Source organism: Streptomyces sp. NPDC017520 (assembly GCF_044329855.1).
Classification (GTDB): Bacteria; Actinomycetota; Actinomycetes; order Streptomycetales; family Streptomycetaceae; genus Streptomyces.
In genome coordinates this window covers 1-14,653 of sequence record NZ_JBIRKB010000014.1, presented here as the reverse complement: position 1 = coordinate 14,653, position 14,653 = coordinate 1, and the positions used below count along the sequence as shown (strand labels likewise).

Sequence of the window (14,653 nt, the reverse complement as noted above, 5' to 3'; positions counted from 1 at the left end):
CCCGGGCCCCTGCGGCCCCGGGACCCCGGGACGTCACTCCGCCGGCTTCTCGGAGTCCATGCCCGACCGTGCCTTCTTCCACTCGCCCCTGGTGAAGTCCGGGATCGGCAGCGGCGCGCCCTTGGCCTTGATGGAGAGATGGCTCAGCGGTACGGGCGCCGTCCAGACCGCCGCGTCGTACACGTCGAAGTCGGGGACCAGGCCGAGCCGCATGCACTGCATCAGCCGGAAGACCATCATGTAGTCCATGCCGCCGTGCCCGCCCGGCGGGTTCGCGTGCTCCTTCCAGAGCCAGTGGTCCCACTCGGCGTACTTCTTGAAGTCGTCCCACTGGTGGTTCGTGTTCGCGGGCTCCAGGTAGATGCGCTCCGGGTAGTCCTCGAACACGCCCCGCGTACCGCCGAGGCTGTTGATACGGGAGTAGGGGTGCGGGGACGACACGTCGTGCTCCAGCCGGATCACCCGGCCCTTGGCCGTCTGTACGAGACTGATCGTCCGGTCGGCCCCGATGTACGACTCCTTCCAGCTGGGGTCGCCGGCCGGCATGTGCTCCTTCCGGTACTCGGCGAGCGACAGGGCGGGCGTGCCGATGCTCGTGATGCTCACCGCCCGGTCGCCCCGGTTGACGTCCATGTAGTTGGCGACCGGGCCGAACCCGTGGTTGGGGTAGAGGTCACCGCGGAGCCGGGTGTGCCACAGCCGGCGCCAGGGGCCCTCGTAGTAGTCGGGGTCGAACATCAGCTCGCGCAGATCGTGGTTGTAGGCGCCCGCCCCGTGCAGCAGATCGCCGAAGAGACCCGCGTGCGCCATGCGCAGCACCCGCATCTCGTTCTTGCCGTAGCAGCAGTTCTCCAGCTGCATGCAGTGCCGCCGGGTGCGCTCGGAGAGGTCCACCAGCTGCCAGAGCTCTTCCAGCCGCATGGCGATCGGGCACTCGACGCCGACGTGCTTCCCGTTCAGCATCGCCGTCTTCGCCATCGGGAAGTGGAGCTCCCAGGGCGTCGCCACATAGACGAAGTCGAGGTCCCCGCGCCTGCAGAGGTTCTCGTAGTCGTCCTCGCCCTTGGCGTAGACGGTGGGTGCGGGCTGACCGGCGGCCGTCACCTTGGCCGCGGCCTTCTCCGCCTTGTCCCGGACCGGGTCGCAGACCGCCTTCACCTGGACGCCCGGTACGGCGAGGAACAGGTCGATCATGCTGCCGCCGCGGTTGCCGAGGCCCACGATGCCGACCCGGATCGTGGAGCGCCCCTCGAAGCGGACGCCCGCCATGGTGCGGCCCTGCCGGGCGGGAGCGGCGGCGGCCGCTTCCGCGGCGGAGAGGGCTTGCGGGGCGGTCGCCTCGGCGGCCGACGCGCTCCCCGTGCCCAGTGCGCCGAGGCCGAGTCCGGCGCCGGCCACACCCGCCGTGGTCCACAGCACCGAACGGCGGCTGGGATCCTGCCGCGCTGCCTCGTCGGCCGCGCCGCCGTGCGGGGGCATGTCCTGCGGTTCCGGTGCGGGCCGGGCGTCGTCGTTCATCGAGCCTCCAGGTGGGGTTGGGGGTTCAGACGGTGCGCGAGCGCGTCCGGTCCCCGTACGGATGACGAGCGCGGGGGCCGGGTCTCGGTAAGGACCCTGGAGGGTGAGGCTGACGGTGCGCAAGAGAAGTATTTGGACTCTCGTCCTCAAACCATGGACTTTCTTCACGGCACGCCGAAGCCCCGACTGGTGCAACCAATCGGGGCCCGGGAACGCTCATATGTGCACGTCGGGAGGGGCGTTGGCGCCCGACGTCGGGTGCTCAGCGGAGGGTCGGCCGGGTGGCGTGCTCCAGCTCGATCAGCGCCGAGCGGTAGGGCTTTCCGGTGGCCCGTTCCATGCCGATCTCGCACATCCGGTTCGCCGACAGATAGGTGTCGTAGGCGCGGAGGCCGACCTCGGCCGCCTCCTCGGCCGTCGCCGCATCCGTCAACTCCTTGTGCAGCATCCCCCGGTCGCCCGCGAACGCGCAGCATCCCGCGTCGTCCGGCACCACGACCTCGTCCGCGCATGCCTCGGCCAGCGCGCGCAACTGCCCCACGTCACCCAGGTGTTCCATCGAACAGGTCGGATGCACGACGGCCGAATCGGCGGTGCGGAAGACCGTCAGCTCCGGCAGCAGTTCGTCGGCCGCCCACACCAGCGAGTCCACGACGGTCAGTTCACGGTGCAGCGCCCGGTTGTCCTCGCTGAGGTAGGGCACCACCTCCTCGGCGATGCCGAGCGTGCAGGAGGACGCGTCCACGACCAGCGGCAGCGCCCCGCCCGCCGTCCAGCCCCAGGCGGCTTCCACGATGCGGTTCGCCATGATCCTGTTGCCCGCGTCGTACCCCTTGGAGTGCCAGATCGTCGCGCAGCACGTCCCCGCGACGTCCTCGGGGATCCACACCGGCTTCCCGGCCCGCCCCGACACGGCGACCACCGCCTCGGCCAGGGAGAGGCCGGGGCGGCCGTCCGGCCCGGCGAAGATGCGGTTGACGCAGGCCGGGTAGTAGACCGCGCTCGCCCCGACCCGGTCCGTACGCGGCAGCCGCCGGGCCGCCGCCCCCGGCATCCGGGGCAGCCACTCCGGTACGAGGTCGGGGCTGACGGCCTTGCGGGCGAGCCGCGTCACGGCCCCGAGCGGACCGTCGCCCACCCGCTCGCCGACCGCGTCGGCCACCGCCACGGCCAGCCGCGCCGAGGCCTCCACCACGCGGAAGTTCTTCGCGGTCAGCGCGGCGATCCGCTCCTCGCGCGGGGTGTGCCTGCGGTGCCGGAAGCCCTTCATCATCGCCCCGGTGTCGATGCCGACCGGACAGGCGAGCTTGCAGGTGGAGTCCCCGGCGCAGGTGTCCACGGCGTCGTACCCATAGGCGTCCAGCAGACCGGCCTCGACCGGTGAGCCGTCCACCTGGCGCATCATCTCCCGGCGCAGCACGATCCGCTGGCGCGGAGTGGTCGTCAGATCCTCGCTGGGGCAGGTCGGTTCGCAGAAGCCGCACTCGATGCACGGGTCGGCGACCGCCTCCACCTTCGGAATGGTCTTCAGACCCCGCAGATGGGCCCGCGGATCCCGGTCCAGGACGATGCGCGGAGCGAGCACCCCGGCCGGATCGATGACCTGCTTCGTCCGCCACATCAACTCGGTGGCGCGCGGCCCCCACTCCCGCTCCAGGAAGGGCGCGATATTGCGTCCGGTGGCGTGCTCCGCCTTGAGCGATCCGTCGAAACGGTCCACCACCAGCGCGCAGAACTCCTGCATGAAAGCGTCGTACCGCTCGACGTCGGCGGGCTTCGCCGCGTCGAACGCGAGCAGGAAGTGCAGATTGCCGTGCGCGGCGTGGCCGGCCACGGCGGCGTCGAAACCGTGCCGGGACTGGAGCCCCAGCAGCGCCCCGCAGGCATCCGCCAGCCGGGCGGGGGGCACCGCGAAGTCCTCCGTGATCAGGGTGGTGCCGGAGGGCCGGGACCCGCCGACCGCCGTGACGAACGCCTTGCGGGCCTTCCAGTACCCGGCGATCGTCCCGGCGTCCCGGGTGAAGGCGTTGGTCACCGACACCGCGGGGACGACCAGGTCCAGGCCGGCGACGACGGCGTCGGCCGCCCGCTCGAACGCCTCCTGGCCCGCCTCGTCGGCGGCCCGGAACTCCACCAGCAGCGCGGTCGTCTCCCGGGGCAGCGCGGCCCAGTCCGCCGGAACGCCCGGCACGCTGACGGAGGCGCGCAGGGTGTTGCCGTCCATCAGCTCCACGGCGATGGCCCCCGCCTCGTTGAACCGGGGCACGGCGGCCGCGGCGGCGGTGAGGGAGGGGAAGAACAGCAGGGCGCTGGAGATCCGCCGGTCGAGCGGCAGGGTGTCGAAGACGACCTCGGAGATGAAGCCGAACGTGCCCTCGGAGCCGACCATCAGCCCCCGCAGGATCCCCACCGGCGTCGCCCCGTCGAGGAAGGCGTCCAGGCGGTAGCCGTTGGTGTTCTTGATCGTGTACTTGGCGCGGATGCGGGCGGTCAGCCCCTCGTCCGCCTCGATCTCCGCCTTCAGCTCCATCAGCCCCGCGCACAGCTCCGGTTCGGCGCGGGCCAGCTCCTCGTCGGCGGCCGGATCGGCGGTGTCGACGACGGTGCCGCCCGGCAGGACGAAGGTGAGCGAGGCGAGCGTCCGGTAGCTGTTGCGGGTGGTGCCCGCGGTCATGCCCGAGGCGTTGTTGGCGACGACCCCGCCGACGGTGCAGGCGATGGCGCTGGCCGGATCGGGGCCCAGCAGCCTGCCGTACCGGGCGAGGGCGATGTTGGCCCGCAGCACGGTCGTCCCCGGCCCGATCCGGGCCCGCGCCCCGTCGTCCAGTACCTCGACGCCGGTCCAGTGGCGGCGTACGTCGACGAGGATGTCCTCGCCCTGCGCCTGGCCGTTGAGGCTCGTGCCCGCGGCCCGGAAGACCACGTGACGGCCCTTGCCGTGGGCGTACGACAGGATCGCGGAGACGTCGTCGAGGTCCTCGGGGACCAGCACGACCCGGGGGAGGAAGCGATAGGGGCTGGCGTCGGAGGCGTACCGCACGAGGTCGGAGATCTTCCAGAGCACCTTGTCGGCGCCGAGCAGGGCCGTCAGCTCGCGGCGCAGCGGCTCCGGGGTGCCGCCCGCACTGCGGTCGGTGACACGGTCGGGGGCGGGTTCCCGTGCGGTTCCGGGGCGCAGGGCTTCCGGGTCGGGCTCCAGCAGCGGCATGTCGGCCATCTCCTCGGCGGCTCAGGGGTGTCCCGCAGGCGCGGTGTTCAGCAGTGGCGTTCCGGCATGCCGTCGACCAGGGCGGACAGCAGCCCGCCGAGGACCTCGCGCTGATCGGCGGTCAATGGGGCCAGGATCTCCTCTGCGGCGGCCCGGCGCGCGCTGCGCAGGGACCGCAGCGTGGCGCGCCCCTCGTCCGTGATCTCGACGCGGACCACCCGGCGGCTGTCGGGATCCGGTGCGCGGCGCACGCGGCCGCTCGCCTCCAGGGCGTCGACCAGCGTCGTCACGGCGCGCGGAACGACGTCCAGGCGCTGGGCGAGATCCGCCATCCGGGGGGCCGCCTCGTAGCCCGCGACCGTCCGCAGCAGCCGGAACTGGGCCGGAGTGATGCCGATCGGCTCCAGCTGGCGGCTCTGGATGCGGTGCAGCCGGCGGGTGAGCCGCAGCAACTGCTCGGCCAGCATGCCGTCGGTGTCGGGGGAGCCGGTCGAGCCGGTCGAGCCGGTCGAGCCGGTCGGGCGGGAGGAGCCGAGCGGACCGGGGGAATCGGGGGCGTCCATACGGGAACAATATCAGGACCTTGTTCATTGTGAGTATAGGTAACAATGAGCTAAGCTCTCCATGTGCGAGGGCCGGGTCCGCCCGGTCACGCCTCATGCCCGACGAAGGAGCCCATGAAGCCCGACGAGCCCACGTGGGCGCCCCCACCCGATGCCCGCACCGCCGCCACCGACCGGCCGCCCGCCGAGGTGCGCCGCATCCTCCGCCTCTTCCACCCCTACCGCGGCCGGCTGGCCGTCGTCGGCCTGCTGGTCGGCGCGTCCTCCCTGGTGTCGGTGGCCTCCCCGTTCCTACTGCGCGAGATCCTGGACACCGCGATCCCGCAGGGGCGCACGGGCCTGCTGACCCTGCTGGCGCTCGGCATGGTCCTCACCGCCGTGATGACCAGCGTCTTCGGCGTGCTCCAGACCCTGATCTCGACCACCGTCGGCCAGCGCGTCATGCATGACCTGCGCACCGCCGTCTACACCCAGCTCCAGCGGATGCCGCTCGCCTTCTTCACCCGCACCCGCACGGGCGAGGTCCAGTCCCGCATCGCCAACGACATCGGCGGTATGCAGGCGACGGTCACCTCCACCGCGACCTCGCTGGTCTCCAACCTCACGGCCGTCATCGCGACCGTCGTCGCCATGCTCGCCCTCGACTGGCGGCTCACCGTCGTCTCGCTGCTCCTGCTGCCGGTCTTCGTCGCGATCAGCCGGCGCGTCGGCCGGGAGCGGAAGAGGATCACCACCCAGCGCCAGAAACAGATGGCCGCGATGGCCGCCACGGTCACCGAGTCCCTCTCGGTCAGCGGCATCCTCCTCGGCCGCACGATGGGCCGCTCCGACTCCCTCACCCGGGGCTTCGCCGAGGAGTCCGAGCGCCTGGTCGACCTCGAAGTGCGCTCCAGCATGGCCGGCCGCTGGCGGATGTCGACGATCGGCATCGTGATGGCCGCCATGCCCGCCGTCATCTACTGGGCGGCAGGTCTCACCTTCGCGTCCGGAGCGGCCGCCGTCTCCATCGGTACGCTGGTCGCCTTCGTCACGCTCCAGCAAGGGCTGTTCCGCCCGGCGGTCAGCCTGCTCTCCACCGGTGTGCAGATGCAGACCTCCCTCGCCCTCTTCCAGCGCATCTTCGAGTACCTCGACCTCACGGTGGACATCACCGAACCGGAGAAGCCGGTTCGGCTGGAGAAGATCCGCGGCGAGATCGCCTTCGAGGACGTCGACTTCAGCTACGACGAGAAGAACGGCCCGACGCTGACCGGCATCGACGTCACCGTTCCCGCCGGCGGCAGCCTCGCGGTCGTCGGATCCACCGGTTCCGGCAAGTCCACTCTGAGCTACCTCGTGCCCCGGCTGTACGACGTCACCGGCGGCCGGGTCACGCTCGACGGGGTAGACGTTCGCGATCTGGACTTCGACACCCTCGCCCGAGCGGTCGGTGTCGTCTCCCAGGAGACCTACCTCTTCCACGCATCGGTCGCCGACAACCTGCGCTTCGCCAAACCGGACGCCACCGAGGCGGAGATCGAGGCCGCGGCCCGCGCGGCGCAGATCCACGACCACATCGTCTCCCTGCCCGACGGCTACGACACCCTGGTCGGCGAGCGCGGCTACCGCTTCTCGGGCGGTGAGAAGCAGCGCCTCGCCATCGCCCGCACGATCCTGCGCGACCCGCCGGTGCTGATCCTCGACGAGGCGACCAGCGCGCTCGACACCCGTACGGAACAGGCCGTGCAGCAGGCGATCGACGCCCTCTCCGCCGGACGGACCACGCTCACCATCGCGCACCGCCTCTCCACCGTCCGCGACGCGGACCAGATCGTCGTCCTGGAGAACGGCCGGGCCGTCGAGCGTGGAACGCACGAGGAACTGCTCGACCGCGACGGCCGCTACGCCGCCCTGATCCGCCGAGACACCCAGCCGGCCCCGGCTCCGGCCCCCTGACCGGCCGGCAGGTCCGCGGGCCCCGGCGCCAGGGTGATGAGACAGCCCTGAGGTCACCGGCGCGACGCGCGTACGGCATGATCGCCGCGCATGAGAGCTCTCCTCGGGGTGGAACTCCCCGGCTACCGGACCGTGGATACCGACACCTGGCTGAACGACCACGGTGATGTGCTGTCACTGCACTTCTTCGACCTGCCGCCGGATCTGCCCGCCGCGCTGGACGACGGCCCCGCCCTGCGCCACGGTCTGACCCACTTCACCGCCCGGGCCGGCGGCGGACTCATCGAGGCGTCGGTGAAGCGGCTGGGTAAGCTGCCCGCCCTGCGCCAGATACTCAAACTGCCGCTGCCGGGACAGCGCAGCGGACAGGCGTTCATCGGCAGTTTCACCGTGCCGCGTGCCGGGTGCAGCACCGTGGTGAAGATCCAGGCGGCGGAGCGCGGCATGACGGGCATGCGTGAAGCCGTGGTGATGGCCAGGCTCGGCCCCGACCAGTACTTCCGGCCGCATCCCTACGCCCCCGAGGTCCAGGGCGGGCTGCCCTTCCACGCGGCGGACCACGCCCAGTGGGACGCGGAATTCCCGGACCACCCGCTCACCCGGGTCCGCCGGACGCTCGACACCCTCGCGACGGCGGTGACCGTGGATCCCGGGTTCACCGCACTGCCGCCCTTCACCGGACCGGCGGCTGCGAACGGCTGAAGCGGCCGACGCCGCACACGCGGCGGCGCCGCCGCTCCCGTGGGACGGGGAGCGGCGGCGCCGGGCGGAGCAATGGTCAGACGAGCCAACCCACGAAGTGGACGACGCCGGCAAGCAGGTTGGTCAGGAAGTTCATCTGGTCTTTCTCCTTGTACGTGGTGCATCTGTGGGACTGCGCAGTAGCGGTCTGCAGCCCGTTGACTGCGCTCTGCAATCATCACCCCCCGGACGGGTGAACAGCAACGAATCCACTGACGATCACACGTTCCAGCGAACACCCGATTCCCTGTTCGCGTGTTCCGTATGCCGTGTGTTTTGTATGTCGTACGTTCTGGCCGGCCCGGTACGGCGTTCGTGTCGCCGGAGCCGACGCCGTGGCCGAGCTACCGGCCGAGGCCGACGCCCCGGGTTACCGTGCCCGCATGGTGAACGAGTCCCCGGACGCCCGGCCCCGTCGCAGACTCCGCCCGACCCGTCGCGGAAAGGTCGTCCTGGCCGCCGTCGCCCTGCTCGTCGTGTCGGCCGCCGTCCTGATCCCTCTGGCCCTGACCGGATCGGACGGGGGCGGGCCCGAGAAGGCGCGCCCGCAGGGCACCCTGATGATCCCCGAGGGCCGTCGCGCCTCGCAGGTGTACGAGGCCGTCGACCAGGCGCTCGGCCTGAAGCCCGGCAGCACGCGGAAGGCCGCGACGACGGTGGACCTCGCTCTGCCGGCCCAGGCCGAGGGCAACCCCGAGGGATACCTCTTCCCGGCCACCTATCCGCTCGACGCCGCGACCGAGCCCGCGGGCCTGCTGCGTTACATGGCGGACACCGCCCGCAAGCACTTCGGAGCGGACCATGTCACGGCGGGAGCCCAGCGCAACAACGTCTCCGTCTACGACACGATCACGATCGCCAGCATCGTCCAGGCCGAGGCCGACACCGCGTCCGACATGGGCAAGGTGGCCCGGGTCGTCTACAACCGGCTGCTCAAGGACATGCCGTTGCAGATGGACTCCACCATCAACTACGTCCTGAAGCGCTCCACCCTGGACACGACGACCGCCGACACCCAGCTGGACAGCCCGTACAACAGCTACCTGGCCAAGGGGCTGCCGCCGACGCCCATCGGCAACCCGGGGGAGGAGGCGCTGCGCGCGGCCGTGAGCCCCACGCCCGGACCCTGGCTGTACTTCGTCACGGTCGGCCCCGGCGACACCCGTTTCACCGACAGCTACGACGAGCAGCAGAAGAACGTCGAGGAGTTCAACCGCGCCCGCGCGTCCGCCGCCACGAGCTGACGGGCCTCCGCCCGCGGTGCGCTCAGCTCCCGGAGACCGGGACGGCGACGACCGCCCCGGTCCCCCGGTCCGTCCGCCCGCCGTCGGCCTCCCGGTGCGCCCGCTCCTCGCCGCGCTCCTCGCCCGTCTCCTTCAGCAGCCGCATGACCGACCGGACCGCCGCGCGGCCCGCGCGGTTCGCGCCGATGGTGCTGGCGGACGGACCGTATCCGACGAGATGGACACGCCTGTCGCGTACGGCGCGGGTGTCCTCGGCCCGGATGCCGCCGCCCGGCTCGCGCAGCTTCAGCGGTGCCAGGTGGTCCACGGCGGGCCGGAACCCGGTGGCCCACAGGATCACATCGGCCTCGACTGCCCGACCGTCGTCCCAGGCCACGCCGCTCGGCGTGATCCGGTCGAACATCGGCAGCCGGTCCAGCACCCCCTGCTCCCGGGCCCGCCGCACCGCATCGGTCATCGGCAGCCCGGTCACGCTGACCACGCTCCGCGGCGGCAGCCCCCTGCGCACCCGCTCCTCCACCATCGCCACGGCCGCCCGCCCCCACTCCTCGGTGAACGGCCCCTCACGGAAGACCGGTTCGCTCCGGGTCACCCAGAAGGTGTTGGCCGCGTGCCCGGCGATCTCCATCAGATGCTGCGTACCGGAGGCGCCGCCCCCCACGACGATGACGCGCTGCCCCGCGAACTCCTCCGGCCCCGGGTAGTTCGCCGTGTGCAACTGCCGCCCCCGGAACGTCTCCTGACCCGGGTAGCGTGGCCAGAAGGGCCGGTCCCAGGTGCCGGTCGCGTTGATCAGGGCCCGCGGGGCGTACGTCCCCTCGGACGTCTCCACCAGCAGCCGCCCGCCGCTCCCCTCCCGTACGGCGCTCACCTCCACCGGGCGGTGCACCCGCAGCCCGAAGCGCTCCTCGTACGCGGCGAAATACGCGCCGATCACCTCCGACGAGGGCCGGTCGGGGTCGGCTCCGGTCAGCTCCATGCCCGGCAGCGCGTGCATCCCGTGGACCTTGCCGTACGTCAGCGAGGGCCAGCGGAACTGCCACGCGCCGCCCGGCCGGGGCGCGTGGTCCAGGACGACGAAGCCGACGTCCGGCTCCAGTCCGACGCGGCGCAGGTGGTGGGCGGCGGACAGCCCCGCCTGACCCGCGCCGATCACGACCACGTCCAGCTCACGCACCCCAGAAATGTTCACGCTTCTACTAACTCGTCGGGGGTCCGGGATCTTCCCGGGCCCCCGACAAGCGGCACCGCGAGGCTCAGCGCCCCTTGCGACCAGCAGGGGCGCTCCACCCGGAGCCATGGTGGGCCGGGGCCCGGTGCCGTTCGCACCCGGCAGCGGGGACGCGGGCACGGTCGGCAGGAGCCCGTGCCGGGCCGGCTCGGGGGCGACCCCCTCGCCGAACCAGTACGCCTCCTCCGGATGCGGATACCCGGAGAGCACGAAGTGCTCCACGCCCAGCGCGTGGTACTCCTCGATCTGGTCCGCGACCCCGGCATGGCCGCCCACCAGCGCGGTCCCGGCCCCGCCGCGCACCAGACCGCCACCCGCCCAGAGATTCGGCGCGATCTCCAGCATGCCGGGGCACTCCGAACTCACGCGCCCTCACCTACCGGAGGGCGGCGGCGGAAGGCGGGAGAGGTCGCGGAGTGCTCAGCGGTCGCCGTGCGGCACGGGCCCGGACGCGGCCATGCGCCTACGCGACCATGCGCCTACGCGACTAGGAAGAGCGAGCGACGGAGTGCCGCAGGCGTACAGCCATGCGGTAGAAGACTCTCCAGAAGCCGCCGAGAGAACGTCAGCAGCCGCGACGACACGCGGCGGAAGCCACTCGCAGCAGGTCGATGTGACCGCGAGAGGTGAGCAGGGCCGATCGGAACATGGCGCTCAATGTAGTCATCCGGTCGAGACACGGTCATGGGTGTCTCGGGGCATGGACGCGTCATCTCACGCCTGTGGGGCGAAGATGGAGGCATGTCCGATTCCTTCACCACCACGGTCCTGAACATCACCACGGGTACGTCCGAGAGCATCACGGATCTGACACGCGCCTGCGAGGAGTTCCTCACCCGCACCGCGCCCGGCCGCGACGGGCTGCTCAACGTCTTCGTCCCCCATGCCACGGCCGGCATCGCCGTACTGGAGACAGGCGCGGGCAGTGACGACGACCTGCTGGCCACCCTCCACCGCCTGCTGCCCGCCGACGACCGCTGGCAACACCGCCACGGCAGCCCCGGCCACGGCCGCGACCACGTGCTCCCCGCCCTGGTCCCGCCCCACGCCACGCTGCCGGTGATCGGCGGCAGGCTGGAGCTGGGCACCTGGCAGTCGGTCTGCCTGGTGGACACGAACGTTTCTAAAGACAACCGTCAGGTTCGTCTGAGCTTCCTCAGCTGACCAAGATCGTTCAGCGGGGGCGTGGCCGCCGATTCTCCGTACGATGCGCGCTCGAACGGAGAGAAGAAATGCGCGGTACGGACCTCAACACGATCGAACGGCCCTACGACGGATGCGGCAAGTGCCTGCTCGGAGTGCGGCGACTGTCGCGCGTGAAGCTGGCGACGTCTTCGCCTGAGCGCCAGCGCGAGAACGTGCTCACTGCCGCCGCCTCCGTCGGGGCCCACATCATCGGCTGGGCGGACGACTGGGAGGTCTCCGGCGCCACGGATCCCGTGACCCGTCCCAGTCTGGGGCCGTGGCTCCGTGACGAGAGGGGACCGTACGACGGCCTGGTAGCGGCAGCGGTGGACCGGCTCGGCCGCAACGTCGTCGACTGCCTGAACACCGGCTACAAGATGCGGGACGAGAAGAAGATGCTCGTCACGTACGGGCACGACGGTGCCTGGAACCTCGACGACCCCGCCGACGAGAACCGTTTCACCATGGAAGCCTGGGGTGCGCAGATGGAACTGCGCGCGATCCAGCGCAGGAACCGTGACGCCACCGTCAAGACCCGCGCCGCCGGCCGCCCGAAAGGCAAGCCGTCGTACGGCTGCCAGTACGTCCGGAAGGTGATGGGAGGGAAGATCGACCAGGTCGAACTGCATCCGCATGCCTCGGAAGTACTGCGGAACGTCGCCCGCCGCATCCTGGCCGATCCTGACAACGTCACCTGCAGTAGCGAGGCCGCGCGTCTCAATCGCGCCGGGGAACTCTCACCTGCGGATCACCTGGCCGTGATGTACGGCAAGCCGGCGGGGGGCCGTCCGTGGTCTCCCCAGAGCCTGAAGAACATCCTTCTGTCAGAGGCGACCCTCGGGTACCTGATGCACCGCAACAAGCCCGTCCTGGGGAGGGAGGACGGTCACCCCGTACGGCTCTGCGAGGGGCTGTGGGACCGGGCCACACACGAGGCGCTCAGGAGCGCCATCCTGTCCCGAAAGGCTCCCTGGATCCGCCGATCCAACCGCGAATACCTGTTGACCACGGTCGCCCTGTGCGGGCAGTGCCATACGCGTCTCTACACCCAGACGTCGAAGGACGCCCCACCGCGCTACACATGTACGGCGCGGAACAAGGGCTGGCTTCAGGCGCAGCACTGCCGCCCCGCACCGCTCATCAACGCTCATCTTCTTGACGCCTACGTCGAGGACTGGTTCCTCCGAGAGTTGGGTGACGGCATGATCTACGAGACGGTGTACGACCCGGGCAATGGCATCGCGGAGCGCGTGGTCGAGACCCGAGCCAGCCGTGAACGGCTGCGAGCCGACCGTGAAGCCGGGCTGTACGACGCCCCGGACGACGCCGCGTGGTTCCGGGACCGGTATGCCGCGCTGGGGCGGGAGCTGGCCGCTCTGGAGGCTGAGCCGCGGCGGGCGCCTGGCATGGTCCGGCGGCCGACCGGCGAGACGGTCGCCGACCGTTGGTTCCGTGCTGCGGATGTACAGGCGCGAAAGGAAATCCTGATCGACTTCGGCGTACGGGTGACGCTCTTCCCGGCCAGTGCTCCCGTTCGCTGGGCGCCCGGTTTCCTCCACGGTCCCGAACAGGACCCGATGGCCCTGCTTTAGGGAAGGCGCGCCTGGGTGGCGCTGAGCGCGCTGTCCGGGGGAGTCATCGTCGGGCTGTCGGCGGTCGATCAGCGACATGCATCCATACAGGCTGATGTCGGCCGGTGCAAGCCGACCTAATCCGGGATTCTCTCGGCGTGATGTACAGCGACGAGGTGAGTGATGTGACTCAAACGGGGGAGCGGTGGATGCGAGACAAGGCAGTGGCAGAACTGAAGGTCGAGAAGACCACCTCCGGTGTGCAGTGGTTGATCAAGTCCTGCGATCGGCAGATTGACCGAGCGATCGCAGAGGCATTGCCGACGGAACGATGTCTCGGTGCTGTCGAATCGGGCGAGTTGGGACGGACTCTCTTGGTCGACGAGGTAATGGTGCGAATCACAGACGCAGATGCCGTGCTTATCGGCCGAGCGGGAATCGAGGAGGGAGTGGGTGAGTCGTGTCCTTGTCGAAGTGGCGGAGACGCTGGATCGAGCGAGCGGTACGGATGCGTCTGCGGCTGCCACTTCGGCGGTATCTGCCGTAAGTCGATCATGCATATCAGCCGAGGAGAGGCTCCGCAGGCGGCGTTCCTGTTCAGCCTTCAGGCCGTGCCGGAGATCGGACCTGTTTTCATGCGGTCGACATCCTGGGCGCTGAGTCTTTGGCTTCGAGATCTTGTTCGCAGCGGTGCTTGGCGGGATGGGGTGGTGGGGGCACAGGTTCAGCTTCGTCGGGCGGACGTCCGCACGCGGTCAGGCGTTGAGGTGGCTCTTGCTCAACCAGTAGGGCAACGCCTCTTTTGGGGAGACACCGCAGCGCTATTCGACTTGGCCGCATAGCGCGAGCCTCGCAGACTTGAGGGAAGGGCGTAGAGCCTCCTCTGCTCCAAGCGTGACAATCGTCCGACCAGATGAGACAGCGGACAGTCTGACTTCAAAGGATTCCCTTCCACGACCACGGTCGCGGGCCGGATCGACCGCGGAGACAGTCGATCCGGTACTGCGCCTAGTGTCCTGAGTCGTTAATTCGTGTGCAGTATGCGGCGAGGGTGTCGAGGATTTCGTCGGCGGGTTTCGTCCACACGAACGGCTTGGGGTTCTTGTTCCACTCGTTGATCCAGCCGCGGATGTCGCGTTCGAGTTCGACGACGCTGCGGTGGGCCGAACGCCGGAGTTTGCGGCTGGTCAGCTCGGCGAACCAGCGCTCGACGAGGTTGAGCCAGGACGCGGAGGTGGGGGTGAAGTGCAGGTGGAAGCGAGGGTGTCGAAGCAGCCACTTCTTGACCGGCTCGGTCTTGTGGGTGGCGTAGTTGTCCAGGACCAGGTGGAGTTCGAGGTGCTGGGGGACGGCGGCGTCGACGACCTTCAGGAAGCGGAGGAACTCCTGGTGGCGGTGGCGGCGGTAGTGCTGGGCGATCACCGAGCCGGAGGCGATGTCCAGGGCGGCGAACAGGC

Annotated in this window: 11 protein-coding genes; 5 read left to right on the top strand and 6 right to left on the bottom strand. The window is 70.3% G+C overall.

Annotation, left to right across the window (positions count from 1 at the left end; translation table 11 throughout):
- Positions 1–33: 33 nt before the first annotated feature.
- The 3 genes from ACH4KB_RS28170 to ACH4KB_RS28160 all read right to left on the bottom strand — a co-directional run bounded on the left by ACH4KB_RS28170 (position 34) and on the right by ACH4KB_RS28160 (position 5,289).
- Positions 34–1,518 (bottom strand): Gfo/Idh/MocA family protein, encoded by a 1,485-nt coding sequence (locus ACH4KB_RS28170; protein WP_398068661.1) that lies wholly within the window; start codon positions 1,516–1,518, stop codon positions 34–36.
- A gap of 262 nt (positions 1,519–1,780) precedes the next feature.
- The gene (locus tag ACH4KB_RS28165; protein WP_398068660.1) at positions 1,781–4,726 is read right to left on the bottom strand and encodes an FAD-binding and (Fe-S)-binding domain-containing protein; all 2,946 of its coding nucleotides are present in this window, start codon (positions 4,724–4,726) and stop codon (positions 1,781–1,783) included.
- Positions 4,727–4,773: 47 nt separating this feature from the next.
- Positions 4,774–5,289 carry a MarR family winged helix-turn-helix transcriptional regulator gene (locus ACH4KB_RS28160; RefSeq protein WP_398068659.1) on the bottom strand — a complete coding sequence of 172 codons (516 nt, stop codon included), beginning with the start codon at positions 5,287–5,289 and terminating at the stop codon, positions 4,774–4,776.
- A 114-nt stretch (positions 5,290–5,403) separates the two neighbouring features.
- On the opposite strand from ACH4KB_RS28160, the gene ACH4KB_RS28155 reads away from it, so the two are divergent.
- The 3 genes from ACH4KB_RS28155 to mltG all read left to right on the top strand — a co-directional run bounded on the left by ACH4KB_RS28155 (position 5,404) and on the right by mltG (position 9,209).
- Positions 5,404–7,224 carry an ABC transporter ATP-binding protein gene (locus tag ACH4KB_RS28155; protein ID WP_398068658.1) on the top strand — a complete coding sequence of 607 codons (1,821 nt, stop codon included), beginning with the start codon at positions 5,404–5,406 and terminating at the stop codon, positions 7,222–7,224.
- Between the two features lie 90 nt (positions 7,225–7,314).
- A complete protein-coding gene (locus ACH4KB_RS28150) occupies positions 7,315–7,926 on the top strand; it encodes a hypothetical protein (protein WP_398068657.1) in 612 nt (203 codons plus the stop codon).
- Positions 7,927–8,348: 422 nt separating this feature from the next.
- Positions 8,349–9,209 (top strand): endolytic transglycosylase MltG, encoded by an 861-nt coding sequence (gene mltG / locus ACH4KB_RS28145; RefSeq protein WP_398068656.1) that lies wholly within the window; start codon positions 8,349–8,351, stop codon positions 9,207–9,209.
- A 22-nt stretch (positions 9,210–9,231) separates the two neighbouring features.
- Here mltG and ACH4KB_RS28140 read toward each other — a convergent pair whose 3' ends face one another.
- A complete protein-coding gene (locus tag ACH4KB_RS28140; protein WP_398068806.1) occupies positions 9,232–10,401 on the bottom strand; it encodes an NAD(P)-binding domain-containing protein in 1,170 nt (389 codons plus the stop codon).
- 604 nt (positions 10,402–11,005) lie between these two features.
- The gene (locus ACH4KB_RS28135; protein WP_350692898.1) at positions 11,006–11,089 is read right to left on the bottom strand and encodes a putative leader peptide; all 84 of its coding nucleotides are present in this window, start codon (positions 11,087–11,089) and stop codon (positions 11,006–11,008) included.
- A gap of 92 nt (positions 11,090–11,181) precedes the next feature.
- Here ACH4KB_RS28135 and ACH4KB_RS28130 point away from each other — a divergent pair, with 92 nt between their 5' ends.
- Positions 11,182–11,604, top strand: a complete 423-nt coding sequence (locus ACH4KB_RS28130) for a secondary thiamine-phosphate synthase enzyme YjbQ (protein WP_398068655.1) — start codon at positions 11,182–11,184, stop codon at positions 11,602–11,604.
- 68 nt (positions 11,605–11,672) lie between these two features.
- Positions 11,673–13,217 carry a recombinase family protein gene (locus ACH4KB_RS28125; RefSeq protein WP_398068654.1) on the top strand — a complete coding sequence of 515 codons (1,545 nt, stop codon included), beginning with the start codon at positions 11,673–11,675 and terminating at the stop codon, positions 13,215–13,217.
- Positions 13,218–14,204: 987 nt separating this feature from the next.
- On the opposite strand, the gene ACH4KB_RS28120 is transcribed toward ACH4KB_RS28125, so the two are convergent.
- The coding region (locus ACH4KB_RS28120) for an IS630 family transposase (protein ID WP_398068653.1) at positions 14,205–14,653 on the bottom strand (449 nt) is incomplete at its 5' end.